Raw genomic sequence first — 25,977 nt, forward strand, 5'->3', positions numbered from 1 at the left:
CATGAAAAGCGAACTATTCCAAATTGACAAAGAAACTGAATGGACGGATTTAGGCAAAGGTGTGAGGCGTAAAATAGCTGTCCACGATGACACTTTGATGCTCGTCAAAGTGCGCTTTGAAACGGGTGCGGTTGGAGAATTGCATAGTCACTTGCATACGCAGATTTCTTATGTCCGTGCAGGTGTTTTTAAATATACAATCGGAGATGTCGCACAGATCATTAAGAAAGGGGATAGTTGTATTATTCCATCCAATACTTTGCATGGATGCGAATGTCTGGAAGCGGGGGAATTGATTGATTCATTCACTCCCCCGAGAGCAGATTTTCTGACTTTATAAGGCCGCTTCGATCAATTCCCCATAAAAATCGGTTTCCCGCAGGCCAAAAGCCTGCACCTGCTGTGGTATGAAGCTTTGTGCTGTTTGTCCCGGAATAGTATTGATTTCGATAAAGAAAAATCTGTCGGTGTCATTCTCCAAAAAGAAATCTACCCGAACCATTCCTTTGCAATCCAGTCGAATATAGATCTCCCGGATAATACGGGCTGCACGCTCCTGCTGCTCGACGGTAAGATCAGCGGGTGTAATCTCTTCGGTCAGGCCGGATACATATTTGGCTTCATAGTCAAAAAACTCACGGGTAGTTTTGACTTCTGTGGCAGGTAATACCACCAGCTCTCCCTTGGTATTTCTAAAAATACCCTGTGAAAATTCGCGACCCGAGACGAATTCTTCTACCAACACCTGCTTACCTGTGTTTTCTGCATCGTATGCTTTGTTTAAGGCCTCTTCCAGCTCTTCCTGTATTTTGACCTTGCTCATGCCGATACTGGACCCACCAGCATTAGGTTTTACGAAATAAGGTAAGGATAGTTTTTCCTGCACCAGCTGTACAGCCTCTTTTCGGTGATTTTCGAATAGAAGTACCGAATTAGCTGTATAGAGTTCCGGGATATCTTGAATAATAGCTTTGGTGTAGCCTTTATTCATCGTCAGCGCAGATGTTAATGCACCGCAGGATGTATAGGGCAAGCCGATCATATCAAAGTAACCTTGTAAGCGGCCGTCTTCGCCGGGACTGCCATGAAGAATAATGAAAGCCACGTCAAATCGAATAGTTTCTTCACCGAGATGTAAGGAAAAATCTGCTTTCTGAATGCTATGTGAAATGTCCTTGTCATCTTTATAAAACCATCCGTCCTTACGGATATCAATCAGGTATACATCATATTTGTTTTTATCGATTTGGCTATAAACAAATTGTGAACTTTTATATGATACTTCGGCTTCTTCTGTGTATCCACCGGTAATTAATGCTACTTTTGTTTTCATCTGTCTGTTTTGTTTTTTATCTGTCAGATGGAGCCTTTGATGATTAAAATAATCATTTCTCTGTATGTTTAATGATTATTTTAATCATGACGGGTTCATCGCGTTAGTTTGTTGTTCGCAAATATAATTTGTGATACACAGAAAAACGAATATTTTTGTTTAAAATAATATAGACAGCGGTTTGCTAAATTTAGATATCACACATGTCAAAACTATTACTTTATTTACGGACAGACACTTTTCGTAAAAATCTCATTTATGCATTGATTTTCTTCGGTGTGCTCTTTCTGCTCATTTATTTTGGTCTACGCATGTATACCAAACATGGCGATTCGCAGGAAGTACCTGTGCTTAAAGGTCTCACCATAGGTCAGGCTGTTCAGGTATTGGATAAAGCAGGTCTGGAATATGAAGTTGATTCCGTCTATCAGCTGGATGCCAAGCCTGGCTTAGTGATCGAGCAGGATCCGGAGGCGAAAGCTCCGGTGAAAAGTGGACGTACGATCTATCTGACGATTATCACGCAGGTAGCTCCTGAAATTGCTTTTCCGGATATCATGGAAAAAAATCTGGTTGAAGCCACCGCCATATTAAAAAATCATGCACTAAAGATCGGAGATACGGTGTATGTGAACGATATCGCCCGGGATGTGGTGTTGGATGTACAGTTTGCCGGCCAGCCACTTAAGGCTGGAAGAATGTTATCGAAAGGATCGAGGGTAACGCTGGTGCTGGGCAATGGTAGGGGTGCCAATGAAGTGGAAGTTCCGAATGTATTAGGACTTACTTTATCGGAAGCGAAGTTTGCCATCCAAGGCTTAGGTTTAAACCTGGGTAGCGTTTCGGGTGTCATTCTGGATACCTTGTCGGCACGGGTCGTCGCGCAATCACCCGATACATCAGCGCGTATCATTAGTATTGGCACGCCTATTAATCTTACATTGTCCAACGAATAGTCTGGTTGCGGTATGTCAAAAAAACGATCAATCAAAAAATGGGTGGGTATTGTCATCTTATTGATTTTACTGATAGGGGGCTTTATTGGTTTTAAGCTGTATCAGACCTTTGTCGGATCATCGGTCACCGATGAAGAAGAATATTTGTATGTACATACCGGCGATAGCTATACGGAGGTGTTGGCCCGTATTACAGAACAAAAAATAGTAAAACATCCCGATCTGTTTGATTACGCTGCCCGAAGGATGGGGTATACGGATAGGGTGAAACCCGGACGGTATAAATTGACGCCGGGTATGAACAACCGAAGGCTGATCGGCAACTTACGCGGCGGATATCAGGATGCGGTTCGGTTTCGTTTCGCTAATATCCGTTTAAAGGAAAATTTTGCGGGATTGCTGGGAAAAAGCTTTGAAGCAGACTCGGCTACGTTTAGTGCGTTGCTGAATGATGAAACGTTAGCTAAAAAATACGGTTTTACAGAAGAAAACTTCTATACGATGTTTATTCCCAATACCTATCATATTTATTGGAACACATCGGCGGAGAAGATTATCGCACGGTTTTACGACGAATATCAGAAATTTTGGACGCCTGAACGCCTTGAAAAAGCAAGGAAACTCAATTTGAAGCCTGTTGAAGTGTCCATATTGGCTTCGATAGTACGGGGAGAAGCTTTGCATAACGATGAAATGGCTGCTATCGCCGGCTTATACCTCAACCGGTTGAAAAAGGGTATGTTGCTTCAGGCGGATCCGACAGTTATTTTTGCACATCAGGATTTTGAGATACGTCGGGTATTGAACCGTCACTTAATACTGGACAGTCCTTACAATACATATCGCTATAGAGGCCTTCCTCCGGGACCCATTAATATGCCCCCCATTGTTGCCATCGATGCGGTGCTCAATCCTGCCCTGCACGACTATATCTATATGTGTGCCCGGGAAGACTTTTCAGGATACCATGCTTTCGCCAAAACTGTCGCCGAGCATCAGGTTAATGCCCGGAAATTCCAAAAAGCGTTGGACGAACGGGGAATAAAAAGATAAATGTCATGTTTGTTTTTGAACATAAAATACGGATAAGATACGCAGAGACCGATCAGATGGGGTATGTCTATTATGGAAATTATGCTTCATTTTATGAGGTAGCACGTACCGAAATGCTCCGTCAGACGGGAATATCCTATAAGGAGCTTGAAGAAGGAGGGGTGATGCTTCCTGTGATTGAACTGCACACCCGCTATTTCCAACCAGCTAAGTATGACGACCTGATTACGATCCGGACGACTATCCGAGAGCGGCCGAATGTACGGATTAAGTTTGAGTATGAAATATTCAACGAGCAGGGTGATCTGCTTAATTCGGGAATGACCCAGCTGGTTTTTGTCGATATGGAAAAAAATAAGCCCTGCAAAGCACCGCAGGTCTTTCAGGACAAGATGGATGTCTATTTTAGCTGATAATGAAAAAGCTACATAACAGCTTACTTCTGTTTAAACCCTACGATAGTCTGATTGAATGGTCTAAACAGGCGACTTTGCCCGGATTCGGAAAGCTGCCGTTGTATACTGTTGCTGTATTTTTCTTTCAGGAAATCAAGCGTGAGTCGATATTAAACAAGGCATCGTCACTTGCTTATAATTTTATGCTGGCCATTTTTCCGGGCATCATCTTTTTGTTTACCCTTATTCCTTACATACCTGTAGATAATTTTCAGGACAAGTTGATGGAGTTTTTAGCCATTGTCATACCGGCAGATGCCTATATTGCGGTGCAATCGACGCTTGAAGATATTATCAAAAAACAAAACAGCGGGTTATTATCTTTTGGTTTTTTGTTGGCTACGTTTTTTTCGACCAATGGTATGGCCAATCTGATGCGTGCCTTTAATAAGGCTTCTCTATCCCGGGAAAACCGGAGTTGGGGAAGGAGAAGACTCGTGGCCTTGGGGCTGTCATTTGCCATTATTGTTGCCCTCTCCATAGGTATTGCGGTTTTTACAACGACAGGGATGGTTATTACCTATCTGAAAAATCACATTGCTTACGATCTATCCTGGTTTTGGACTTTCATCATCAAGACCTCCCGATGGTTGATTGTTTTTACCGTTTATTTTTTTACTGTTAGCCTGTTGTATCGATACGGTCCATCGGTTTCCAAAAGATGGAAGTTGTTTAATCCCGGTGCAACCTTAGCTACGGTACTGGCTATATTATCGTTTTCCGGCTTTGTTTTTTACATTGATAATTTTAATGCATACAATAAGCTATACGGTTCGATAGGCACGATCATCGTCATTATGATATGGATGTACCTGAATTCACTGATTCTATTGATAGGTTTTGAGTTGAATGCCAGCATCACCTTATCCAAGCAAAGTATAAAAATTGTTAAACCTCGCGTATATAATTCGTTTAAGGACGCCAAGGAGTAAATATTTTTTTACTTAAAATGTTGTAAATAAAACTTTTTCGTATCTTTGCCCTTCCTACAAGGTAGGGAAAAGGAGATAATAAATTTAATGGCAAAAAAACAAGAAGCAGAAAAAGAGTTAGCAGCGAAAAACGCAGAGCTACAAGGTGTAGACACTAAAGTAGTGAAAGACACTGAAAAAATCGAGTCTGAAGCAGATTCAAACTTAATTGACGAAATCAAATCGAACACTTGGATTACACCAGAGGGCGATTTTGATTGGGATGCCGATGAAAAAGCGTTCGGTAACTACAGCGACGCTGAACGTGCAAAATTAGAAGAGCAGTATGCCGGTACTTTCAACCAGATTAATCAAGGTGAAATTATCGAAGGTATTGTTGTTTCAATGAACAACAAAGATGTTGTCTTGAACGTAGGCTTTAAGTCTGACGGTCTTGTAGCAAAAACGGAGTTTCGTGATTTACCTGACTTAAAAGTCGGTGACAAGGTTGACGTATTTGTCGAATCGCAAGAAGATGCAAATGGTCAATTGGTGCTTTCACGCAAACGCGCTAAAACTCAGAAATCATGGGAAGCCATCAATGATGCATTAGATAATGATGCAGTAATAGAAGGTTTTGTCAAATCTCGTACAAAAGGTGGATTAATCGTAGACATCAAGGGTGTAGAAGCTTTCTTACCGGGGTCACAGATTGATATCAAACCTATTCGTGATTATGATATCTATGTGGGCAAAACAATGGAATTTAAGGTTGTAAAAATCAACCACGAATTCAAAAACGTTGTTGTGTCGCACAAAGTGTTGATCGAAGACGATTTGGAAAACCAAAAATCAGAAATCGTTGCGAAGTTGGAAAAAGGACAAGTATTGGAAGGTACTGTCAAGAATATTACAGACTTCGGTGTATTCATTGATTTAGGTGGTGTTGACGGATTGCTTCATATTACAGATATTTCTTGGGGCCGTATCGAGCATCCGAAAGAAGTATTGTCTTTGGATGAGACGATCAATGTGGTTGTTTTAGACTTTGACGACGAGAAGAAACGTATCGCTTTAGGATTGAAACAATTGTCAGAGCATCCTTGGGAATCTTTAGACACGTCATTGGAAGTAGGTTCTAAAGTAAAAGGTAAAGTGGTGACTGTAGCGGATTACGGAGCTTTCTTAGAAATCATTCCGGGTGTCGAAGGTCTTATCCACGTTTCTGAAATGTCTTGGTCTCAAAACCTACGTTCTCCACAAGAGTTCTTAAAAGTAGGTGACGAAATCGAAGCTCAAATTTTGACTTTGGATCGTGACGAGCGTAAGATGAGCTTAGGTGTGAAACAATTGACTCCTGACCCTTGGCAGAATATTGCAGAGCGTTATCCGATTGGATCGAAGCAAACTGCAGTTGTGAAGAATATGACCAACTTCGGCGTGTTCGTAGAACTGGAAGATGGTATCGACGGACTGGTTCACATCTCTGACCTTTCCTGGTCGAAGAAAATCAATCACCCGAATGAATTTACCAAAGTAGGTGAAACATTAGAAGTGGTTGTGTTGGAACTTGATGAGGAAAACCGTAAGCTTTCTTTAGGACATAAACAACTGGAAGAGAATCCTTGGGATACTTTTGAGACGATCTTTGTGGAAGGTTCTATCCACGAGGGTACCGTAATCAAAGTTGGCGACAAGGGAGATATTGTTGCTTTGCAGTATGGTGTAGAAGGTTTCTGTCCTTCGAAACACGCTGTGAAAGAAGACGGTACTTCATTGAAGGTTGACGATGTAAACGACTTCAAGATTATTGAGTTCAACAAAGAAAATAAGCGTTTGGTAATTTCTCACTCTCGTATTTGGGAAGAAGCTAAAGAAGAAGCTCGTAAAGAGGAATCAAGTTCTCGCCGGAAAGATGCTAAAGCAGCGTCAAGCGCGGTGAAGAAAGTGAAAGACTCTGTCGAGAAATCGACTTTAGGTGACCTGGATATCCTTGCTCAATTAAAAGAGCAAATGGAAGGTGACGAGAAAAAATCGAAATAAAACGTAGATCTTTTCTATAAAATAAAAGCCTCGATCGTTGATCGGGGCTTTTTTAATGCATATATTTTTTTGTTTTCTGCTGGGGTTTATTCAACGATAAGCAAAAAGTAGTTTTTCTTACCTTTCTGGGCTACTAGGTATTTGTCATTAATCAAAAAGCTGTTGTCGATCACCTGTTCGATATCGGTGAGTTTCTCTTTGTTTAATGATACACCACCTCCTTGCAGCATTTTCTTTGCCTCACCTTTCGAAGAGAAAACTCCGGATTTTGTTGCCAGGAGATCTAAGATGTTGATGCCTTCAGTCAATTCGGTCCTATGGATACTAAACTGTGCTATGCCGTCGAATACTTCGAGCACCGATACGTGGTCCATGTCTGCCAGAAAATCCAAAGAACCATTCCCAAAGAGAAATTCAGAGGTCTTGATCGCCATTTCGTAGTCCTTCTCGGAATGGGTGCGGATAGTGATATCCTTTGCGAGTGCCTTCTGTACCAACCGCAGATGTGGGGTGGCATCGTGTTCAGCAATAATATTGTCGATTTCTTCTTGGGGTTTTAATGTAAAAATCCGGATCCAGTTTTTGGCATCATCATCTGTGGTATTGAGCCAAAATTGATAATACTTATAGGGTGAAGTTTTCTTTGGATCCAACCATACCGCGCCCGATTCGGTTTTACCAAATTTTTGGCCATCTGCTTTTTTTATCAATTGTGTGGTCAGCGCAAAAGCAGTCCCCTGGTCTTGTCGCCGGATCATTTCGCTGCCCGTAACGATATTTCCCCACTGATCTGATCCCCCCATTTGAATTTTGCAGTTGTGGTGTTTCCATAGATAATAGAAATCATAGCCCTGAATAAGCTGGTAGGTGAATTCGGTAAAAGACAACCCACTGTCACCTTCTAAGCGCTTTTTTACCGAATCTTTAGCCATCATATAATTGACGGTAATCAATTTACCGACGTCACGGATAAAATCCAGGAACGTAAAGTCTTTGAACCACTCGTAGTTGTTCACCATTTTGGCATCATTTTCTCCTTCGCCAAAATTTAGAAATTTAGAGAGTTGCTTTTTTAAGCAAGCGACGTTATGCTGTAAGGTGGCTTCGTCCAGCAGGTTTCTTTCTGCAGACTTAAAAGAAGGATCTCCGATCATTCCAGTGGCACCGCCTACTAAGGCCACGGGCTTATGCCCCGCATTCTGGAAATGGATCAATGTCATGATTTGGGTTAAATGACCTACGTGTAAGGAATCGCCCGTTGGATCAAAACCGATATACCCCGAAACTTTCTCTTTATTAAGCAACTCTTCCGTACCGGGCATGATGTCTTGAAGCATGCCTCTCCAACGTAACTCTTCTACAAAGTTCATAACAAGATGATTTAAAAAAATGAATTAAGATTGCAAAGATAAGAGATTATGATGTATCTTACGGTATTAATTACCACATAACGTCGATGTTATGAACTTTTTGTCACACTACTATTTCGAACGTTTCGCCTCCGAATCTGAACAAGTGCTGGGAGGACTTCTTCCCGACCTGCTCCGGAACGTGGATAAGGATTATTCTTTTCAATTGAAGAAACTTGAGCATAAGTTGGATTTTCATCCCAAGGGCACTGCAATAACGGAGGGATGGCGAAGACATATGGAGGTAGATAAGTTGTTTCATGGATCTGATTTTTTCTATACACATACCCATCATTTACGCAAACATATTGAATCTGTGGTGGAGGATTTGCCTGTGCGTGCATCCTTCCTGGCTCATATTGCATTGGAACTGCTCTTGGATCATTTGTTAATTGCGGATCATATCGTGAATGTCACGCGTTTATATGAACATTTAGCCGCAGTAGACCGTCCCGTGGTCGGGTTGTACCTTAAGGAATTGGGAGAGGTTGATGTCGACCGTTTTTTTGTGTTTTATGACGGCTTCCTTACATCCAAATATATATACGATTACGCAGATATAGCGAATATTCCGCATGCATTGTATAATATATGTAAGCGAGTGTGGGATTTTCAGCCTCAGCAAAAGCATGTGGATGAACTGTCGGTTCGGCTAAAGGAATATCAGATACGTTATCTTGAAAATTATCGGGAAATTTATACCTTTATTCAGGATAAAATAGAATAACACGATCACTTTTAAGCTTCATATATGAGAAATCAACTTTTCCGTAAGAAAAGTGTTGACCGCATATTGTCTGATTCCATACTTCACAGTTCAGGCCTAGCCAAAGTTCTGGGCGTTCGTGATTTGGTTTCTTTAGGGATTGCGGCGATTGTCGGGGCAGGTATATTCAGTACCATTGGATTGGCAGCTTTTAATGGAGGGCCAGCCGTTTCTATGCTATTTGTCTTCGTCGCATTTGCCTGTGTGTTTACGGCACTCTCTTATGCGCAGTTTGCCAGTACCGTTCCGGTTTCGGGAAGTGCTTATACCTATGCTTATGTTGCTTTTGGGGAGTTGTTTGCCTGGATTATCGGCTGGGCACTCGTATTGGAGTACGCCGTTTCGAATATGGTTGTCGCCATTTCCTGGTCACAGTATTTTGTATCGATGTGCGCAGGCTTTGGGTTACATATTCCCGAATGGTTGACCATGGCTCCGGGTTATGCATGGGACGCGCATCAAAAGGTGGTGGAAGGCGGTATTGCAAGTTTGACGGGTATTGATAAAATAGCTTGGCAGGCTTATACAACAGCTCCGCGGATAGGGGATATGCCTGTGATTTTTGACTTGCCTGCCGGTATGATTACGGTATTGGTAACTTGGTTGGTTTATATTGGAATAAAGGAATCACAGCGTGTAAGCAATATTATGGTAATGATAAAGATCGGCGTGATTATAGCTGTGATCGTAGGTGGTGTTTTTTTTGTGAAGCCGGATAACTGGACTCCTTTTGCTCCAAATGGGCTGGGTGGCGTGTTGAGCGGTGTCGCGGCGGTATTTTTTGCATTTATAGGATTTGATTCGATCTCGACTACTGCTGAAGAATGTAAAAACCCCCAAAGAGATTTGCCAAGAGCCATGATATATTGCCTGTTGATCTGTGCTGTACTCTATGTTGCTATTACGTTGGTATTGACGGGCATGGTCAATTACACGGAACTTAACGTGAAAGACCCCTTGGCTTATGTGTTTGAATATGTGGGGTTCGACTATATGGCGGGGATTGTATCCGTGACTTCTGTCATTGCGATTACAAGTGCCCTATTGGTCTTCCAGCTCGCTCAGCCCCGGATCTGGATGACCATGAGCCGTGATGGGCTCCTCTGGAAGAAATTCTCTACTATACATCCGAAGTATAAGACGCCTTCCTTCGCAACGATAATCACAGGGATTGTGGTGGCTATTCCGGCCTTATTCTTTAAGATGGACTTTTTTGTGGACTTGACGTCGGTGGGTACTTTTTTTGCCTTTATTCTTGTTTGCGCGGGTGTTCTTTATATGGATAAAACGGGGTTGTCTGAGAAGTCTACGTTCAAGGTGCCTTATGTAAACGGGAAATATATCGTGGGATCCGGCTTTATCGTGGGGTTAATCTTGATGTATCGCTATGGGGGGGACAGCCTTGTTACGGGACAAGCATTGGGATCTATGAAAGAACTCTTACATCAATCACTTGTATTCATTTTCTGGGCTACGTGGGCAGTACTGAGCGTGTTGAGTTACCGGCACAATTTTTCATTACTTCCGGTAATAGGGATACTGGTGAATCTGTATTTGATGAGTGAACTGGGGGTCAGTAACTGGATTATTTTCGCGTTGTGGTTAGCCATCGGGCTACTGATCTACTTCATGTATGGTTATTCGCATTCTAAATTGCGTACAAGGCCGGATTAATCCCGCCGTATAAAGTCCCGATCTTCCTCCGACAAATGGGATGTGGAGTAGGGGTGTTGTTCCAAAGTGGTGTCCGCTTGTGCTTCAGACACATTGGGGTTACTTATGCCATATTCCTTCGGATGTTTTTTGCGCCGGCGAAATACGATGCCACCAGTGGCTACGCCGATAATAAAAAAGCTACCCAATATAATCAGTTTGGAGGTACGGATTTCCGTAAACAACCAAAATGAGCTTTCCTCTTTATTCTTGAAAAGAACAATAGCTACAAGAGCTAATAGTATAGCGATGATGATGGTCTTTGGCTTCATAACTTATTCCCCCACAAACATAAAGAAAAAAGGAGATAACATACGCTATCTCCTTTATATTTTTGTGCAGGATAAAGGTTTACTCTGCTACAACTTCGAATGGAACCTGAACTTTTACTTCTTTGTGTAAGTTTAGGTTTGCTACGTATTCACCAACAGTTTTTGGTTCTGTTTCAAAAGTGATACGACGGCGATCGACTTCAAAACCTTGAGCTTTCAAAGCATCAGCAATTTGAATGCTGTTAACTTTACCGAATATTTTGCCGCTCTCACCAGCTTTTGCACCGATAGAAAGTTTTACATTTTCTAACTTAGTAGCTAGTGCTGTAGCATCTTTCTTGATTTTATCTTGTTTGAACTGAGCTTGTTTGATGTTCTCTGCCAAAACCTTTTTTGCCGATGGGGTAGCTAATGTCGCAAATCCCTGAGGAATTAAGTAGTTACGGCCATAACCTGGTTTTACTACTACGATATCATCTTTTTCGCCAAGGTGTTTAACGTCTTGTTTTAATATAACTTCCATGATCGTATCCTCCTTATTTTAATGAATCAGTTAGGTAAGGCAAGAGACCGATGATACGTGCACGTTTCACCGCTTGAGCCACCTTGCGTTGGAATTTCAATGATGTGCCTGTAAGACGGCGAGGAAGGATTTTTCCCTGGTCATTTACAAACTTCAAAAGAAAGTTAGCATCTTTATAGTCGATATATTTAATACCGTTCTTTTTGAAGCGACAGTATTTTTTACGGTTGTCCTCTACTTTAGGGGCAGTTACGTATTGAATGTTATCGTTTGCCATTAGTTTGCTACCTCCGCGGTTTTAGGTTCTACTTTCTTGTTGAATGCACCGCTACGTTTCTTTTCGTTGTACGCTACGGCATGCTTGTCCAGCGCAACGGTCAAGAAACGCATTACACGCTCATCACGCTTGTATTCAAGCTCTAATTTTTGAATGATTTCACCTGGAGCCTTGAATTCAGTTAAGTGATAAAATCCAGTTGTTTTTTTCTGGATCGGATACGCTAATTTTCTCAAACCCCAATTGTCTTCTGCGACAATTTCGGCTCCGCCTTCAGTAAGGATACTTTTGAATTTTGCAATTGCTTCTTTCGCAATTTCCTCTGAAAGCAACGGGGTAAGAATGATTACAGATTCGTACTGTTGCATTTTTGTGTTATAAATTTTATTTAACTAAACAATTCCGCATTTACGGAAGTGCAAAGTTAGGTTTAAAAATTAAAAAGTCAAAATTAAAAATGATAGAAACTTTGGAAACAGACAAGGGAAGATATTTATTTTCATATCTCTGCAAAATGCCTTACTTTAGGTATTGCAGAACGACTGGTATGAACCTGATAAATTATTTAAAACAAGAATATAAGATTGGTGAAGAACTCGAAATCTTCTTTGATTCGATTACGGAAACAAAGCAATATCAAAAGGGGGATATTATTTTTGAACCAGGGAGCTATCTCAGGCATATCTATTTTATAGAAGATGGTTTTGCTCGTATTTTTTATTTCAAGAATAAAAAAGACGTTACCCATTATTTCTTTGCTCCACAGACGTTGAGTACCGCTGTAGAAAGCGTGATGTATCACAAGCCGAGCTACGTGGGCTTTCAGGCTCTGGCTCCATCCCGAATAACTATATTGCCGTTTGCACCGATCAAAGAGTTGGCAGAGACCGATATCACGGTTAATCAGATTATCCAAAAAATCTTGTTGGATATGTTGATTGCCTTTTCCAAACGTTTTTATCGCAGCCAATTCGAAACAGCACATGAACGTTATCACTCGCTGATTGCCGAGAATCCCGAATTGTTTCAGCATGTGTCTTTGGGGCATATTGCGTCCTATCTGGGGATTTCGCAACAGACGCTATCCGTGATACGCGGGATGAAGTGATGTGCTTTTTTAAGATATCTGAAAATTTATTTGAGAGATAACCCGCAACTTTGTTCTGTTAAAAATGAAACATGTCAAAAGGTATGAAGAAGTTGTTTAGTTATTTTATCATCCTATCGGCTTTTTTGGTGGGAGGGAGCACTGGCTTGTATGCCCAGCAGCCGTTCGATGTCTTTAAGACACCTGTTCGGCAGGCTGTCGTACACAACAAATCCTTACAAAACTCGATCTTAGAGAACCAAAAGACCCTTTTAGATAAAGAGATGGTTCAAGGTAAGTTGCTGCCTACCCTTACGGCGAATGCAGGTTACGGCTATCTGCATTCGGGTTTTGATCTGGATCTGCCTACCCAACAGTTGCCTTTGACGGGGATTAACCTGTTCGAAGGATCGCAAAAAGGTACGGTTTCTACGCAGGTAGGCCTCGCCGGAGTTACAGCCAAACAAGTTATTTTTAGCGGCTTGCAGATTACCAATGGAAAGAAAGCTTTGGAACATAAAGCCAAGGCGCAGGAATTGATGACGGCGGCAGGCTACGATCAGTTGGCACAAGAAGTGATTCTTTCCTTTGATCAATTGATGTTGCTGAGGGAGGTGGACCTACTGATCGATGATTCGGACAAGCGATTGCGCAAGGAACACCAAAAGGTAGTCAAGGCGATAGAAAATGGTTTTGCGATTCCTTACGATAGGGATAAAATCAAGCTGGCTATGTTGGAATTGGAAAGTAAAAAGGCGGAAGTGCAGAGCAATCGTGAGCTGTTGTACTATAAGCTCGAAGAGTTGACCGGATTGCCACAGCGGGAGCTGCATTCCATATCGTACGCTTTGTCTGAAATTGTATTGGACGGGGGAAAAGCGATGCAGATGAACAGAAAGGAATTGCAGGCGCTGGAGGCTTCGCAAAAAGCTTTTGAATATGTCTTGAAGAAAGAAAAAGGCGCACAGCTTCCGATACTGTTTGCTTTTGGCAATATATCGTATGTCAATGCGTTTGGTACGGGTATGACCTTGCAGGATATACCGCATATCGGAGACGTGAAGATGTCCAGCAACCATTTGCGAGCTTTTCCCAGCTATGCCGTAGGCGTAGGGATGACATGGAATATATTCGAAGGGAAGTCGCATAAATCATCTATAGAAAAGGCTCGTTTGGATTTACAGATCAATGCCAATAAATTGGATGATACACGTGAAAAACTGTCATTACTCCAACGAAAAACCAAATCGGATTACGAACTGGCATTGAAGAAAATAGCTGTCAATCAACAACAGGTCACCATTGCCAAAAATAATATGCGATTGGCCTCCCGCCAGTTTGAAGAAGGATTGTTGGACGTGACGGAACGATTGGAAGCTGAAAATGAATACTACAAACATTCGCTCAATTATTTCAATCAGGTCTTAAACCAACGGAGTATGGCCACTGAACTATTGAAAGCAAACGGAAATCTTTATCAGACAATAATGCAATAAATCATGAAAAGAGCACTATATATTTTAGGTACATTATTTTTGTTCCAGAGCTGTTCAAACCGCACAGCAAATCCCAAATCTTTTGAAGGAAAGATTGAGCGTGATCAACTGTCGGTCACCACCAAGATCCCGGGCAAGGTACATCGGATAATGGTCGAAGAAGGACAATTTGTTCAAAAAGGAGATACGCTGCTGATTTTGGAATTGCCCGAGGTCGATGCAAAATCCCTTCAGGCTCAAGGGGCGTTGGAAGCCGCACAGGCACAATATGAGATGGCCTTGAAAGGGGCGACAGATGGCCAATTGGTACAATTGAATGCCAAGGTCGATGGACTGAAAGAGCAATACGATTTTGCCCAAAAATCATTGGATCGTATGCGCAACCTATTGGCGGATTCGTTGGTCTCCCAACAGAAATACGATGAGGTATATGCCAAATACCAAGGTGCAAAAAACCAATACCTTGCTGCGCAGGCCGAGTTGGTCGATGTGAGACATGGTGCACGTGTGGAACAACAAAAAATGGCTTTGGGGCAAAAGGAGCGTGCTATGGGGGCAGTTTCTGAAGTCAATGTGGCGGCTAAGGAACGTTTTGTGATCGCTCCGCAAGATATGACTGTCGAAACCATCAACTTGAAAGTAGGCGAATTGGCTTTGGCAGGTTATAGCTTGGTGTCCGGATATATAGAAGAGGGTACCTATTTTCGCGTGACAGTACCGGAAAGTAAGGTTAAGGATTTTGCGAAAGGAACACAAAAAGACGTGACGATCCCTTATCTGGACAATAAGAAGATAGCCGCTGTGGTTGAGACTATCAAACCGCTGAGCTCGTATGCGAATATCAGTACGGCGTATCCTGACTTTGAGCAGCAGGAAACGTTATTTGAGGTTCGTTTGAAACCGGTTCGTAGGGACGAGAGCAAAGAGCTGTTGACCAAAGCAACTTTCGTTATCAGCGACAGACAGTAACAGGTCTGAAGCCTCTATGAATGGCCATTGAAAAAATATGCTAATGAAAAATTTTTGGAATTTGATCAAACGTGAGTTTACGTTATTCTATCAGAATAAAGTTTTGCTTATCTTATTCTTGGGTGCACCGATTATGTACGGCGTATTGGTGGGTAATGTATATAAGCAGGGTAAGGTCACACATTTACCTATCGTTGTGGTCGATGAAGATCGTAGCCCGTTGAGCCGTCAGCTGATTGATATGTTCAACGAAAGCGAGGTCATCTACGTTTCGGATGTATTACCGGACGCTTTTAAAGCCAATGAAACGGCGATGAAAAGAGAAGCAACGGTCGTCGTACATATACCCCGTGGCTTTGCATCGGATGTCAATTACAACCGGAGTACGGAGTTGACCTTATTTGTCAATGCTTCCAACACACTGACTTCTAACTATGCCATGATGGCGGTCAATGTATGTGCCGGAACATTGAAAGCAGGGATTCAGATCAAGGCTCAGGAGAAAAGGGGAGTACCGGCCTACGTAGCTTCACAGCAGTACGAACCTTTTAAGACGACCATTATCAGACAGCATATCCGTAGCGGAAACTATCTGTATTTCATGTTGCCTGGTGTATTGCTTACAGTGCTGCAACAGGTCATGATGTTGGGCTTGGCGTTGAGTTTTGCATCAGAGTTCGAAAAAGGAACGTTTAAAGAATTGGTAGACAAGTCCTCCAATGTATTTGTTTTGATTCTGGTCAAGGTCATGCCCTACCTGTTGATGTCCATCGGCATCTATGCGTTGTATTATGGTTATTCGCTCTATTATAGGATGCCACTGCATGTGGGAGATATTGCCTTTTGGGGTGTCTCAGTGTTGTTTCTGCTGGCGGTGTGCTTTATCGGTATTTTGGTTAGTATTGCAATTCCCAGCCAGCTTAAGGCAACAGAAATTTTGATGGTAATTGCGACACCTTCGTTTATTCTGAGTGGATTTACGTGGCCTTTGAGCCAAATGCCGAGATGGGTCGTCTATATAGCGGATATGATCCCATTAACGCATTATTTACAGATCTTTCGGACGATGATTATAGAAAGCGGAACGCCTGAATATGTGCGAGGGTCTATATGGGGGCTAGCCATCATTGCTGCCATAACTTTTGTGGCTTCGGTTATTCTGCTTCAGATTAAGATTAAAAGGGTAAGGGCCTGATATTGGTCCTTGCCCTGAGGCCGGCGCTATAAGGATTCGGCTACAACTTCCTCTACCTCGGGAACCATACGTTTTAGTAAACCTTCGATACCGGCCTTTAGGGTAATCATCGAAGAAGGACAACCGCTGCATGAACCTTTCAACTGTACCGTTACGACTCCTTGATCGAATGATTTGTACGTTATAGCACCTCCATCTTGTTCTACCGCGGGACGAACATAGTCGTGCAATACTTGTTGTATTTTTACTTCTGTTTCCGTACCATCAAAGTGTGCCGACTCGTCTGCGACCACTTCCTTTATCTGCAGTTCCGATTCGACGGCTCCTTTAACGAACTCTTTTAAAATCGCTTCAATATCTTCCCAATCTACATTATCTGCCTTGGTGACGGTTACAAAGTTGCTGGCAAAAAAAACGCCATTTACAAAATTGAATTTAAACAGTTCTTTTGCAAAGGCCGAGGACTCCGCCGCCTCTCTATCGGGATAGTCTACACTTCCATTGATTAAGAGTTTATTGACCAAAAACTTTCTGGTCGCCGGATTTGGTGTAGCTTCGGTATATACGTTTATAGTTGCCATTTTTAGTGTTTAGACTCTTAGTGTTTAGTATTTAGACATTTGCCTACGGCTTACGCCTAAAACCTCCTGCTTACAAATATACGTCAATTGTTTTTTAGCTCTCGTCATCTATACGTCAAAGCTTACCAGGTTACTCCTGTGTAATTCCAGGGTGTAATGGCTTTTATTTCGTTTTTGACAGCGTCCGGAATGGCCAGGCCATCTACGAACATAGCAATAGTTTCTTGCGTGACCTGTGTGTTGGTTCTGGTCAGATCTTTCAGCGCCTCATAAGGTTTAGGATATCCTTCTCTTCGCAATATGGTCTGAATAGCTTCAGCAACTACAGCCCAGTTGTTTTCCAGGTCATTTCGGAGTGCTGATTCGTTAAGTATCAGCTTCCGGATCCCCCTTAAAGTAGACTTTATGCCTATAATCGTGTGTGCGAGCGGAACACCGATGTTGCGTAATACTGTTGAATCGGTAAGATCGCGCTGCAATCTTGAAATAGGCAGTTTCGCGGCCAAATGTTCAAAAATAGCATTTGCTAAGCCAAAATTCCCTTCTGCATTTTCGAAATCTATGGGGTTTACTTTGTGTGGCATGGCTGATGATCCGACCTGGCCTGCTGTAATCTTTTGCTTAAAATAATCCATAGATATATAGGTCCAGATATCTCGGCACAAATCGATCAGGATATTATTGATACGTTTGATCGCGTCGCAGCTCGCTGCAAAATTGTCATAATGCTCAATCTGCGTAGTCGTTTGTGCCCGGTGTAAACCTAGTATATTGTTGACAAAATTGTTTCCGAAAGCAACCCAATCTTGGTCAGGATAGGCAATATGATGTGCATTGAAGTTACCCGTAGCACCTCCAAATTTTGCAGAATGCGGTATTTGTCCCAATAATTCCAGTTGTTTAGAAATACGCTCGGTAAAAACTTTCATTTCTTTACCTAACCGTGTCGGAGATGCCGGCTGCCCGTGCGTTCTGGCTAGCATAGCGATATCCTTCCATTCCGTGGCAAGTACATCCAACTCGTTGGTCATTTCGGCCAATAGGGGTAAATAAGTGTTCTGAAGAGCCTCTCGCCAGCAATAGGGAATGGCCGTATTGTTGATATCCTGCGAGGTTAATCCAAAGTGAATAAATTCTAAGTGGTTTTGTAAACCAAGTTTATGGAACTTGTCTTTCAGAAAATATTCGACAGCTTTGACATCGTGATTGGTGATTTTTTCCGTGTCTTTAATCCAATATGCATCTTCTATCGAAAAATCTCTATATATCGATCTCAGTTGTTCAGACAACTTACTATCATAGCCCGCCAACTGCGGAATTTTTGTGTCAGCCAGGGCAATAAAATATTCTACTTCGACAAGCACCCGGTGCTTGATTAAAGCAAATTCTGAAAAGTACGCGGAAAGCTCTTTTGTCGTTGTGTGGTATCTACCGTCGATTGGGCTGACGGCTGTTAAAGCTGATAAAGTCATGTTAAAAATTTTGTTCAAACTTAGAAAATTTCATTCCAAAAAAAAAGCCTGTGTTTCCAAAACACAGGCTTTCGCGTATTTTAAACCCTTAATCGGATTATTGTACGTTCTGAGCAGAGTCAGCAGCGTTATCGATAGCTGTTGTAGCTGAATCAGCAACATTGTTGATTGAATCAACCAAAGCTTCAGCAGTAGAATCTACAACTTCTGTTAAAGAATCTGCAGCTTCTTCAGTTTTAGTTTGGTTACCACCACATGATACAGCTGTTAAAGCGAATGCTAAAAACCCGAATGCGAATAAATTTTTCATTTTCTTAATTTTCTATTTAATTGAAACAAATTTGTTTTACACTTCTTAATACAGCTATTCTCAAAAGGTAACCCTGAAAAAGGTATATTTTTAAAAATTAAAATATCGTATTGAAAATCAAGAGAATAATTCTGTATTTTTATTGATATCCAACAATAAAAACTAAACGAGATTAAAAATGTTGTCAAAACTATAAGGATTTTAATATGTTCAAGAAGCTAAAAAGTATAATGACTCTGATGAAATCTATTGATTTCGAGCAGGTTGAAAAAATATCAAAAAAAGTTGACCTGGGTGAGGTATTAGGTGCGGTATCTAAAATGGATGAAAGGCAACTTCAGATGGCGATGAAGATGTTGACAGGAAGTAAGAAAAAGAGAGTACCGCCTCCGATCAACGCTGATTTTTACGAGGTCGAAGCGAAGTTGTCTCCCGAAGACCGTGCTTTACAATTGAAAATTCGTGATTTCCTCGAGAAAGAAGTAAAACCTATTGTGAATAAATATTGGTTGCGAGACGAATTTCCTTTTGAGCTTATTCCGAAGCTGGCCGAACTGAATGTATGTGGTTATGTCTTTGAGGGCTATGGATGCGCGGGAGGAACGTCGTTGATGGACGGAATAATTGCCAGTGAGTTCGGACGGATAGATCCCTCTATAGCCACATTTCTGGGTGTACAAAGTGGGTTAGCTATGGGGTCGATATACCGATGTGGTTCGGAGGCCCAAAAACAGGAATGGCTTCCACCTATGCAACGTCTCGAGAAAATAGGGGCTTTTGGTTTAACAGAACCTTTGGTGGGCTCCGGTACAGCGGGAGGTCTTACGACAACCTGCAAGCATACGGATGCAGGCTGGATTCTGAATGGTCAGAAAAAATGGATCGGAAACTCGACTTTTTCGGATATTACAATTATCTGGGCCCGGGATCTGGATGATAATCAGGTAAAAGGATTTATCGTTCGCAAGGAAAACCCAGGTTTTTCTGTCGAGAAGATAAAAGATAAAATGGCGCTACGCATTGTGCAGAATGGTTTGATTACGCTGACTGATTGTCTGGTGCCAGAGACAGACCGCCTGCCTTACGCCAATACATTTAAGGATACGGTAGAGGTATTAAGGATGACGAGAGCAGGGGTGGCTTGGATGGCTGTAGGCTGTGCGCGTGGAGCCTATGAAAATGCACTGGAGTATACATTACAGCGCGAACAGTTCGGTAAGCCTATAGCGTCTTTTCAGCTGATTCAAAACCATCTGGTGGAAATGTTATCCAATCTGACTGCCATGCAAACGTTGGTGTTTCGACTGTCGGAATTGCAGGATGAAGATAAGCTGAAAGATGAACATGCCTCATTGGCTAAGGTTTTTTGCACGCTGCGGACGCGGGATATCGTATCGCGCGCAAGGGAAGTTATGGGTGGGAATGGTATATTGCTCGAGTATAATGTAGCCCGTTTCCTGGCAGATGCAGAAGCTATTTATTCCTATGAAGGAACGAAGGAGATAAACTCTTTAATTGTGGGCCGTAGTATCACAGGGCATAGTGCATTTGTGTAAATCGAGAATTAAGGAATAAAAAAGGAGCGAAGGCTAATGTCGCTCCTTTTTTATTCCTAAAACGCTTATTTCTTTTTGTTTTTCTGAGCAGCCTGTTGTTGGCGCATGAGTTCTTCCATGCGTGATCCGAATGATGATTTTTTCTGCGCTTTGGGGTTCTTTTTATTTTCCTCCAGTTTAGCCAAAATTTTATCATCATCGATAGCCTGGCGAATGATGACCTGAGTCAGGAATGTAAACACGGCACCCAGGAAATAATAGTAGTTTAATCCCGAAGGGAAGCTGTTCAACATAAAGAAGAACATCAATGGCATGATATAACCGATATATTTCATTTGGTTATTTGCAGCTGCGCCGGATATAGCATTGTTGTACCAGGTCGTCAATAAGGTCGTCAGTGTCATCAGAATACACATTAACGAGATGTGATTTACCCCCAATATCGGTGCAAATGTAATAGGCGCATCGTACGTCGACAAATCCTTCATCCATAAGAAGCTTTCTCCCCGCAATTCAAATAAATTAGGGAAGAAAAAGAAGAAAGCTAGTGTAAAAGGCATCTGCAAGAGCATAGGGAGACAGCCTCCGAGCGGGTTTACACCGACTTGTTTATACAACTTCATTTGCTCCTGTTGCAAAAGCATCGGGTTGTCACTGCCGACTTTTTCCTTAATTTCGTCCAGCTGTGGCTTCAGTACGCGCATTTTTGCCATAGACAGATAAGATTTACGTGTCAATGGGAACATCGCTCCTTTTAACAGTAAAGTCAAGATAAGAATGACGATACCGTAACTCATATGGAAGCCATCTAAGAAATTAAACAACGGTACAGTAATGAATTGATTGACCCAACGTATCGGACCCCAACCCATGTTAATGATTTCCTGATAGTCCTTGCCTTCTGCTTTTAGGATCTTGTACTGATTAGGGCCATAGAAAAAATTAAAGTCATACTGATTATTCGATTGGGTGTTAAAAGCCAATTCTACAGTAGATTTGTAATGTTTAACTTTTCCTTCCGCTGTCTGTAGCGCTACCGAAAAGTCTGCATTTTCAAAAGGTTGCTTTGAAGATAAGATCGAAGAGAAGAAATGTTGCTTAAAAGCAATCCATTCCACTTTGGTTTTCTCAATTTTTTCCTGATCGTCGCTCGTTTCGGACAAATGGTCTACTTCACCTTCATTATCTCTATAGAAGATCGTCGATTTTTCACGTTCAGACTTGATGTTCGGTTCTTTCTGTAGCAGAGTTGATTCCCAGTTCAGCAAAATTGTTTTTTGCTTGAGATCGATCAAGTTCTGGATACCCACAGCCTGTACATTTAGTTTCAGGTTGTACGAATCTGGCTGTAATGAATAATTATACTCCAGGTATTGATCAGCATTATAGTTTAAACGAAGTGTAATTCCATTTTCTGTAGTGCTGACAGTAGAGAAATATAGATCATTAGTGTTTATGTTCTGGCCTGATGTATTAAACATAAAGCCGAAACCGTTATTATCACCTTCGACAAGATAAAGTGGAGATCCGTCGAAATTGCTTTCGTTTTTAAGTTCTACTGTTTTTACCTTTCCCCCCTTGTTGGTAAGCTGAACCTTGATAAGCTCATTTTCGAGCGTTATGAGGTTGTCTTCTCCTCGTTTTGCCAGGCCAAAAGGACTGGATAGGTCAGCTGAATCTATAGCTGCTGTCACCGTGTCTACCGGTTTGGTGGTGGCGTTGGACACGACTGTTCCTTCCCGGACATTTCGTAACGAATCCTGTAAAGCCTGCTCCTGTTTTATTTCTTGATCCGTAGGTTTCATCAGATAAAAGGAACCTGCGAAGATTACAAATATGAGTACTAATCCAATAATATTATTTCTGTCCATCTAAAAAGTTGTGTTTCGATATTCAATTATTTAGTAGCTGATTTTTTATGTGTTAAAGCAGCGGCTACAAAGCTAACAAAAAGTGGGTGAGGATTTGCAACGGTCGATTTCAATTCCGGGTGAAATTGCCCGGCTATGAAAAACGGATGATCCTTTAATTCGATGATCTCCACTAATCCAGTTTTAGGATTCACTCCTGATGCAATCATCCCGGCTTTTTCATAATCCTTCAAATAAGCGTTGTTGAATTCATAGCGATGACGGTGGCGCTCAGAAATTTTTGCCTTTCCATATATGGCAAAAGCCTTAGTGCCTTTCTTCACATCACAATCATAAGCCCCAAGGCGCATGGTACCTCCCATATCCGTAATATTTTTTTGCTCTTCCATCAAATTGATCACAGGGTAAGGCGTGTCGGCATCCATCTCATAGCTATTGGCTCCGTTTAAATTCAGCACATTTCTTCCAAATTCAATAACAGCACATTGCATACCCAGACAGATACCGAAGAAAGGGATCTTGTTTTCACGTACATACTTAATCGTACTCAATTTTCCTTCTAGACCGCGAGCCCCAAAGCCCGGAGCTACCAATACCCCATCCAGACCTCTGAGTTTCTCCGCAACATTCTTGCTATCTATACTTTCTGCTGCGATGAATTTTACCTTAACCTTTGTTTCATTGGTGGATCCGGCATGAATGAATGCCTCGGATATCGATTTATACGCATCAGGAAGTTCAATATATTTACCGACCAAGCCGATATTCACTTCTGTCGTCGGGTTTTTTAAGCGCCCCAAGAATGTTTTCCAATTTTCAAGATCAGGTTCATGCTTTGTAGAAAGTTTAAGCTTGGTGAGTACTGTTTTGTCCAATTGCTCTTTAAGCATCAATAAAGGTACGTCATATATAGTCGATGCATCGATCGATTCGACGACGGCATTGACGTTGACATTGCAAAATAAAGCCAGCTTCTTTCGGATTTCCTGATTGAGTTTATGCTCTGTCCGACAGACCAGAATATCAGGTTGTACACCATACTCCAGTAACGTTTTTACAGAGTGTTGCGTAGGTTTGGTCTTTAATTCACCGGCTGCAGCTAGATAAGGAACTAGTGTCAAGTGGATGACCAACGAATCGTTGTTGCCCAACTCCCAACGTAACTGGCGGACAGCCTCTATAAACGGCAAGGACTCAATGTCGCCGACAGTACCACCGAGTTCTGTGATAACGATGTCATATTCACCAGACTGTCCCAACAATTGCATCCTGCGCTTGATCTCATCGGTAATATGCGGAATGACTTGAACTGTCTTCCCTAAGTAAGCCCCTGCGCGCTCTTGCTCGATGACGTATTTATAGATACGGCCCGTAGTGACATTGTTCGCCTGTGATGTGGAGACATTCAAAAAGCGTTCGTAGTGACCAAGATCCAGGTCTGTTTCAGCACCATCCTCGGTGACATAACATTCACCATGTTCATAAGGATTAAGTGTGCCGGGGTCGATGTTGATGTAAGGGTCGAATTTTTGAATGGTAACTTTGAAGCCACGAGCCTGAAGAAGTTTAGCGAGTGATGCTGCAATAATACCTTTTCCTAACGACGAAGTTACGCCGCCCGTAACAAAAATATATTTAGTCATAGCAATTAATGGAATTTCTAACTAGAGACAGGGGGATTTTTGCTCCCGTTGTCTACATATATGTACGGGGTACAAAGATAAGATTCTTTCGTGAATTTACATAAATCTATTTCGGAATTGCATGAAATAATCTTCGAAAAACTTCTTTGAAAGATAAGCAGCCAATATCGTTCCCGAGATAACGGAAATATAGAAAACTAAAAAACTATAGACAGCGGAAAGTGTAAGCAGGTATGGTTTGAGAAAAAAGATAACAGTAAAAATTATAATCATATGGTACATATATATACCGTAAGATATCTTTCCTCCTATGTCAAGCCACTTGTTATTGAGCCAAGATGTGTTGGGGAGGACTATCGCACAATAGACTATCAGGTTTAAGAAAAGGATGTTCAAAAAAAACCAATAGAAAAGGGCAGATTCGAACAAGGGGAAATACGTTAGAAGAAAGCTGTTTGATTTGAGAAAAATGTATCCAAGTAATAGTATTAAAAAGAAGATGTTAACGGCTCGGTATTTATGGTAAAGCTGCTGTATATTTCTTTTGGTATAAAAGAGGAAATAAGCACCAATTCCCCCGAAAGCCATGGATTCGAAAGCGTATGTAGTTATGAAATGACATATTAATGGATTCTGTATAATATGCTGATTTACCGCAACTAATAATCCGATTTTGGTAAGCAATATTGTTAAAATAAGGAATAATGGCTTATTAGTCCATTTGAATAGGGGAGCCCATAGGAGATAGAACCATTCTTCGACGCCAATAGACCATAGTGGTTCTAGAAGATGAGAACCATATCTGAATGTTACAATGCTCGGGATAAAAAGTAAGAAAAATACCCAAGATTGGCTCAGGTTGTAAGGAAAGGCATAGTCAATGTGTAGCAAACGAAATAAAGAGGGAAACAGCACGGTACCTATAAAAAACAATAGAAAATATAGCGGCCATATTCGAATAATCCGGCGCATATAAAAGTTTTTTATCGCGATGTTGCGAGTTTTTTTCTTTTCTTTTAATAAAAGGTAAGTGATTAAAAAGCCACTGAGCACAAAAAAAAACTTAACTGCACTTCCGCCGTTGAGGAAGAAGCTTGCCGATTCAAAAGCATCAAACCCATTTTTAGCACGTATAACTTCTCCATGATGAAATATGACGAGCAATGCGGCAAAAAAACGAAGAGCATTTAGATTGGGGAAGAAAGATAGGTTGTTATACATAATCCCGGGTTGGGTATGCTTGGCGAGTCTTTATTTAAAATAAAAAAAAGGCTTTTAGCTTACTTTTATATAGCCAAAACCCTTTTTTATTTAAATCTTTAGATAAGATTAAACACGCTTTGTTTTGATGCGCGCTGCCTTACCGGTAAGACCACGTAAGTAGAAAAGCTTAGCACGGCGTACTTTACCGTGTGCGTTTACTACAATTTTTTCAATGTTTGGAGAGTTTACAGGGAAAATACGTTCAACACCGATACCGTTAGAGATTTTACGAACGGTAAAAGTCGCATTAGCACCTTCGCTGTTTAATTGGATTACTGCACCTTGGTACACCTGAATACGCTCTTTGTTTCCTTCGCGAATTTTGTAATGCACACTAATGGTATCTCCTGCTTTAAAAGCGGGAATTTCATTTTTTACGACCGCTTGTTCTTCTACAAATTTTACTAAATCCATGATTTTGAGTAATTATAAACGATTTACATCCTGTAAAAATCGGAATGCAATATTACGGGTTTTATTTTAATTCTGAAAATGTTTTTTCAAATACTTGGTTTCGTATGTTTTGATGCAGTTCAAAAGTATAAAATAGGACAGAAAGCTTATCCTGAGGATATGGGAACGATGTGTTTTATGAAAATATAAAACAATAAATCAAGGGGTTAAAGCTTTTAAAAAATTATTTATTGACAAAGCTTTTTTTTAGCTGTATATTTGTCCTCACAAAATAAAGGTGATACCTTTTCGGGGTGTAGCGTAGCCCGGTATCGCGCCACATTTGGGATGTGGAGGTCGTAGGTTCGAATCCTGCCACCCCGACCAACAAAAATGAAGCTCTCTGTTCATGACGGGGGGCTTTTTTCTT

The 25,977-nt window shown here is 41.4% G+C and carries 26 protein-coding genes and 1 tRNA gene; 14 read left to right on the plus strand and 13 right to left on the minus strand.

Translation table 11 applies throughout. The features are described 5' to 3' along the window. The first annotated feature begins 1 nt into the window (after position 1). Positions 2-340, plus strand: a complete 339-nt coding sequence (locus G5B30_RS13900; RefSeq protein ID WP_165320590.1) for a cupin domain-containing protein — start codon at positions 2-4, stop codon at positions 338-340. Here G5B30_RS13900 and G5B30_RS13905 read toward each other — a convergent pair. Continuing rightward, a complete protein-coding gene (locus tag G5B30_RS13905) occupies positions 335-1,333 on the minus strand; it encodes a D-alanine--D-alanine ligase (RefSeq protein ID WP_165320591.1) in 999 nt (332 codons plus the stop codon). The genes G5B30_RS13900 and G5B30_RS13905 overlap by 6 nt on opposite strands. A 203-nt stretch (positions 1,334-1,536) precedes the next feature. On the opposite strand from G5B30_RS13905, the gene G5B30_RS13910 reads away from it, so the two are divergent. The 5 genes from G5B30_RS13910 (at position 1,537) to rpsA (ending at position 6,751) form a co-directional block, all read left to right on the plus strand. Then, positions 1,537-2,289: a PASTA domain-containing protein gene (locus G5B30_RS13910; RefSeq protein WP_165320592.1), complete on the plus strand. Its 753-nt coding sequence runs from the start codon at positions 1,537-1,539 to the stop codon at positions 2,287-2,289. A gap of 12 nt (positions 2,290-2,301) precedes the next feature. Next, on the plus strand, positions 2,302-3,342 hold the full coding sequence (mltG, locus tag G5B30_RS13915; RefSeq protein WP_165320593.1) for an endolytic transglycosylase MltG: 1,041 nt from the start codon (positions 2,302-2,304) through the stop codon (positions 3,340-3,342). 5 nt (positions 3,343-3,347) lie between these two features. Continuing rightward, positions 3,348-3,755 (plus strand): acyl-CoA thioesterase, encoded by a 408-nt coding sequence (locus G5B30_RS13920; RefSeq protein WP_165320594.1) that lies wholly within the window; start codon positions 3,348-3,350, stop codon positions 3,753-3,755. A 2-nt stretch (positions 3,756-3,757) separates the two neighbouring features. Beyond that, complete coding sequence (locus G5B30_RS13925) at positions 3,758-4,729, plus strand: YihY/virulence factor BrkB family protein (RefSeq protein WP_165320595.1); 972 nt, start codon at positions 3,758-3,760, stop codon at positions 4,727-4,729. Positions 4,730-4,816: 87 nt separating this feature from the next. Then, a complete protein-coding gene (rpsA, locus tag G5B30_RS13930; RefSeq protein WP_165320596.1) occupies positions 4,817-6,751 on the plus strand; it encodes a 30S ribosomal protein S1 in 1,935 nt (644 codons plus the stop codon). An 86-nt stretch (positions 6,752-6,837) separates the two neighbouring features. Here the strand turns inward: rpsA and tyrS are convergent, their stop codons facing one another. Then, positions 6,838-8,121 carry a tyrosine--tRNA ligase gene (tyrS, locus tag G5B30_RS13935; RefSeq protein ID WP_165320597.1) on the minus strand — a complete coding sequence of 428 codons (1,284 nt, stop codon included), beginning with the start codon at positions 8,119-8,121 and terminating at the stop codon, positions 6,838-6,840. A gap of 91 nt (positions 8,122-8,212) precedes the next feature. On the opposite strand from tyrS, the gene G5B30_RS13940 reads away from it, so the two are divergent. Continuing rightward, on the plus strand, positions 8,213-8,887 hold the full coding sequence (locus tag G5B30_RS13940) for a hypothetical protein (RefSeq protein WP_165320598.1): 675 nt from the start codon (positions 8,213-8,215) through the stop codon (positions 8,885-8,887). Positions 8,888-8,911: 24 nt separating this feature from the next. Continuing rightward, entirely contained in the window at positions 8,912-10,600 is a 1,689-nt protein-coding gene (locus G5B30_RS13945) for an amino acid permease (RefSeq protein ID WP_165320599.1), read from the plus strand. Here G5B30_RS13945 and G5B30_RS13950 read toward each other — a convergent pair. The 4 genes from G5B30_RS13950 to rpsF form a co-directional block, all read right to left on the minus strand. Continuing rightward, a complete protein-coding gene (locus G5B30_RS13950; RefSeq protein ID WP_165320600.1) occupies positions 10,597-10,911 on the minus strand; it encodes a hypothetical protein in 315 nt (104 codons plus the stop codon). The genes G5B30_RS13945 and G5B30_RS13950 overlap by 4 nt on opposite strands. 79 nt (positions 10,912-10,990) lie before the next feature. After that, on the minus strand, positions 10,991-11,434 hold the full coding sequence (rplI, locus tag G5B30_RS13955; protein WP_165320601.1) for a 50S ribosomal protein L9: 444 nt from the start codon (positions 11,432-11,434) through the stop codon (positions 10,991-10,993). 13 nt (positions 11,435-11,447) lie between these two features. After that, positions 11,448-11,711, minus strand: coding sequence for a 30S ribosomal protein S18 (gene rpsR, locus G5B30_RS13960; protein ID WP_165320602.1), 264 nt, complete (start codon positions 11,709-11,711; stop codon positions 11,448-11,450). After that, on the minus strand, positions 11,711-12,079 hold the full coding sequence (gene rpsF / locus G5B30_RS13965; protein WP_165320603.1) for a 30S ribosomal protein S6: 369 nt from the start codon (positions 12,077-12,079) through the stop codon (positions 11,711-11,713). Before rpsF ends, rpsR begins: the two co-directional genes overlap by 1 nt. Before the next feature lie 179 nt (positions 12,080-12,258). Here rpsF and G5B30_RS13970 point away from each other — a divergent pair, with 179 nt between their 5' ends. From G5B30_RS13970 to G5B30_RS13985, 4 genes are all read left to right on the plus strand, one after another. Further along, positions 12,259-12,819, plus strand: coding sequence for a Crp/Fnr family transcriptional regulator (locus tag G5B30_RS13970; protein WP_165320604.1), 561 nt, complete (start codon positions 12,259-12,261; stop codon positions 12,817-12,819). Between the two features lie 83 nt (positions 12,820-12,902). Continuing rightward, complete coding sequence (locus G5B30_RS13975; protein ID WP_165320605.1) at positions 12,903-14,294, plus strand: TolC family protein; 1,392 nt, start codon at positions 12,903-12,905, stop codon at positions 14,292-14,294. 3 nt (positions 14,295-14,297) lie between these two features. Beyond that, a complete protein-coding gene (locus G5B30_RS13980; protein ID WP_165320606.1) occupies positions 14,298-15,263 on the plus strand; it encodes an HlyD family secretion protein in 966 nt (321 codons plus the stop codon). Between the two features lie 43 nt (positions 15,264-15,306). Beyond that, the gene (locus tag G5B30_RS13985) at positions 15,307-16,458 is read left to right on the plus strand and encodes an ABC transporter permease (RefSeq protein ID WP_165320607.1); all 1,152 of its coding nucleotides are present in this window, start codon (positions 15,307-15,309) and stop codon (positions 16,456-16,458) included. A 26-nt stretch (positions 16,459-16,484) separates the two neighbouring features. On the opposite strand, the gene G5B30_RS13990 is transcribed toward G5B30_RS13985, so the two are convergent. The 3 genes from G5B30_RS13990 to G5B30_RS14000 form a co-directional block, all read right to left on the minus strand. Then, positions 16,485-17,039 carry a NifU family protein gene (locus G5B30_RS13990; RefSeq protein ID WP_165320608.1) on the minus strand — a complete coding sequence of 185 codons (555 nt, stop codon included), beginning with the start codon at positions 17,037-17,039 and terminating at the stop codon, positions 16,485-16,487. A 122-nt stretch (positions 17,040-17,161) separates the two neighbouring features. Beyond that, positions 17,162-18,511, minus strand: a complete 1,350-nt coding sequence (gene purB / locus G5B30_RS13995; protein ID WP_165320609.1) for an adenylosuccinate lyase — start codon at positions 18,509-18,511, stop codon at positions 17,162-17,164. Positions 18,512-18,608: 97 nt separating this feature from the next. Beyond that, positions 18,609-18,821 (minus strand): hypothetical protein, encoded by a 213-nt coding sequence (locus G5B30_RS14000; protein ID WP_165320610.1) that lies wholly within the window; start codon positions 18,819-18,821, stop codon positions 18,609-18,611. A gap of 206 nt (positions 18,822-19,027) precedes the next feature. Here G5B30_RS14000 and G5B30_RS14005 point away from each other — a divergent pair, with 206 nt between their 5' ends. Next, positions 19,028-20,377 (plus strand): acyl-CoA dehydrogenase family protein, encoded by a 1,350-nt coding sequence (locus tag G5B30_RS14005; protein WP_165320611.1) that lies wholly within the window; start codon positions 19,028-19,030, stop codon positions 20,375-20,377. Positions 20,378-20,442: 65 nt separating this feature from the next. Here G5B30_RS14005 and yidC read toward each other — a convergent pair whose 3' ends face one another. From yidC to rplS, 4 genes are all read right to left on the minus strand, one after another. Continuing rightward, on the minus strand, positions 20,443-22,248 hold the full coding sequence (gene yidC / locus G5B30_RS14010) for a membrane protein insertase YidC (protein ID WP_165320612.1): 1,806 nt from the start codon (positions 22,246-22,248) through the stop codon (positions 20,443-20,445). A gap of 26 nt (positions 22,249-22,274) precedes the next feature. Next, a complete protein-coding gene (locus tag G5B30_RS14015) occupies positions 22,275-23,891 on the minus strand; it encodes a CTP synthase (RefSeq protein ID WP_165320613.1) in 1,617 nt (538 codons plus the stop codon). A gap of 96 nt (positions 23,892-23,987) precedes the next feature. Then, on the minus strand, positions 23,988-25,112 hold the full coding sequence (locus G5B30_RS17590; protein ID WP_165320614.1) for an acyltransferase family protein: 1,125 nt from the start codon (positions 25,110-25,112) through the stop codon (positions 23,988-23,990). A 108-nt stretch (positions 25,113-25,220) separates the two neighbouring features. After that, positions 25,221-25,568 carry a 50S ribosomal protein L19 gene (gene rplS, locus G5B30_RS14025; protein WP_165320615.1) on the minus strand — a complete coding sequence of 116 codons (348 nt, stop codon included), beginning with the start codon at positions 25,566-25,568 and terminating at the stop codon, positions 25,221-25,223. Positions 25,569-25,857: 289 nt separating this feature from the next. On the opposite strand from rplS, the gene G5B30_RS14030 reads away from it, so the two are divergent. Continuing rightward, positions 25,858-25,934: transfer RNA gene (locus G5B30_RS14030), tRNA-Pro, on the plus strand. Positions 25,935-25,977 lie beyond the last annotated feature (43 nt).

It is taken from the genome of Sphingobacterium sp. SGG-5 (genome assembly GCF_011043525.1).
GTDB lineage: Bacteria > Bacteroidota > Bacteroidia > Sphingobacteriales > Sphingobacteriaceae > Sphingobacterium.

Bases quoted from the DNA above. Each gene is read 5' to 3' on its own strand.
- G5B30_RS14005 (WP_165320611.1), top strand. From the start codon at position 19,028: ATGTTCAAGAAGCTAAAAAGTATAATGACTCTGATGAAATCTATTGAT.
- rpsF (WP_165320603.1), bottom strand. From the start codon at position 12,079: ATGCAACAGTACGAATCTGTAATCATTCTTACCCCGTTGCTTTCAGAG.
- G5B30_RS13970 (WP_165320604.1), top strand. From the start codon at position 12,259: ATGAACCTGATAAATTATTTAAAACAAGAATATAAGATTGGTGAAGAA.
- rplS (WP_165320615.1), bottom strand. From the start codon at position 25,568: ATGGATTTAGTAAAATTTGTAGAAGAACAAGCGGTCGTAAAAAATGAA.
- mltG (WP_165320593.1), top strand. From the start codon at position 2,302: ATGTCAAAAAAACGATCAATCAAAAAATGGGTGGGTATTGTCATCTTA.
- G5B30_RS13920 (WP_165320594.1), top strand. From the start codon at position 3,348: ATGTTTGTTTTTGAACATAAAATACGGATAAGATACGCAGAGACCGAT.
- rplI (WP_165320601.1), bottom strand. From the start codon at position 11,434: ATGGAAGTTATATTAAAACAAGACGTTAAACACCTTGGCGAAAAAGAT.
- G5B30_RS13910 (WP_165320592.1), top strand. From the start codon at position 1,537: ATGTCAAAACTATTACTTTATTTACGGACAGACACTTTTCGTAAAAAT.
- G5B30_RS17590 (WP_165320614.1), bottom strand. From the start codon at position 25,112: ATGTATAACAACCTATCTTTCTTCCCCAATCTAAATGCTCTTCGTTTT.
- G5B30_RS13950 (WP_165320600.1), bottom strand. From the start codon at position 10,911: ATGAAGCCAAAGACCATCATCATCGCTATACTATTAGCTCTTGTAGCT.
- yidC (WP_165320612.1), bottom strand. From the start codon at position 22,248: ATGGACAGAAATAATATTATTGGATTAGTACTCATATTTGTAATCTTC.
- G5B30_RS13900 (WP_165320590.1), top strand. From the start codon at position 2: ATGAAAAGCGAACTATTCCAAATTGACAAAGAAACTGAATGGACGGAT.
- G5B30_RS13940 (WP_165320598.1), top strand. From the start codon at position 8,213: ATGAACTTTTTGTCACACTACTATTTCGAACGTTTCGCCTCCGAATCT.
- G5B30_RS14015 (WP_165320613.1), bottom strand. From the start codon at position 23,891: ATGACTAAATATATTTTTGTTACGGGCGGCGTAACTTCGTCGTTAGGA.
- G5B30_RS13990 (WP_165320608.1), bottom strand. From the start codon at position 17,039: ATGGCAACTATAAACGTATATACCGAAGCTACACCAAATCCGGCGACC.
- tyrS (WP_165320597.1), bottom strand. From the start codon at position 8,121: ATGAACTTTGTAGAAGAGTTACGTTGGAGAGGCATGCTTCAAGACATC.
- G5B30_RS14000 (WP_165320610.1), bottom strand. From the start codon at position 18,821: ATGAAAAATTTATTCGCATTCGGGTTTTTAGCATTCGCTTTAACAGCT.
- G5B30_RS13980 (WP_165320606.1), top strand. From the start codon at position 14,298: ATGAAAAGAGCACTATATATTTTAGGTACATTATTTTTGTTCCAGAGC.
- G5B30_RS13905 (WP_165320591.1), bottom strand. From the start codon at position 1,333: ATGAAAACAAAAGTAGCATTAATTACCGGTGGATACACAGAAGAAGCC.
- G5B30_RS13985 (WP_165320607.1), top strand. From the start codon at position 15,307: ATGAAAAATTTTTGGAATTTGATCAAACGTGAGTTTACGTTATTCTAT.
- rpsR (WP_165320602.1), bottom strand. From the start codon at position 11,711: ATGGCAAACGATAACATTCAATACGTAACTGCCCCTAAAGTAGAGGAC.
- rpsA (WP_165320596.1), top strand. From the start codon at position 4,817: ATGGCAAAAAAACAAGAAGCAGAAAAAGAGTTAGCAGCGAAAAACGCA.
- G5B30_RS13925 (WP_165320595.1), top strand. From the start codon at position 3,758: ATGAAAAAGCTACATAACAGCTTACTTCTGTTTAAACCCTACGATAGT.
- purB (WP_165320609.1), bottom strand. From the start codon at position 18,511: ATGACTTTATCAGCTTTAACAGCCGTCAGCCCAATCGACGGTAGATAC.
- G5B30_RS13945 (WP_165320599.1), top strand. From the start codon at position 8,912: ATGAGAAATCAACTTTTCCGTAAGAAAAGTGTTGACCGCATATTGTCT.
- G5B30_RS13975 (WP_165320605.1), top strand. From the start codon at position 12,903: ATGAAGAAGTTGTTTAGTTATTTTATCATCCTATCGGCTTTTTTGGTG.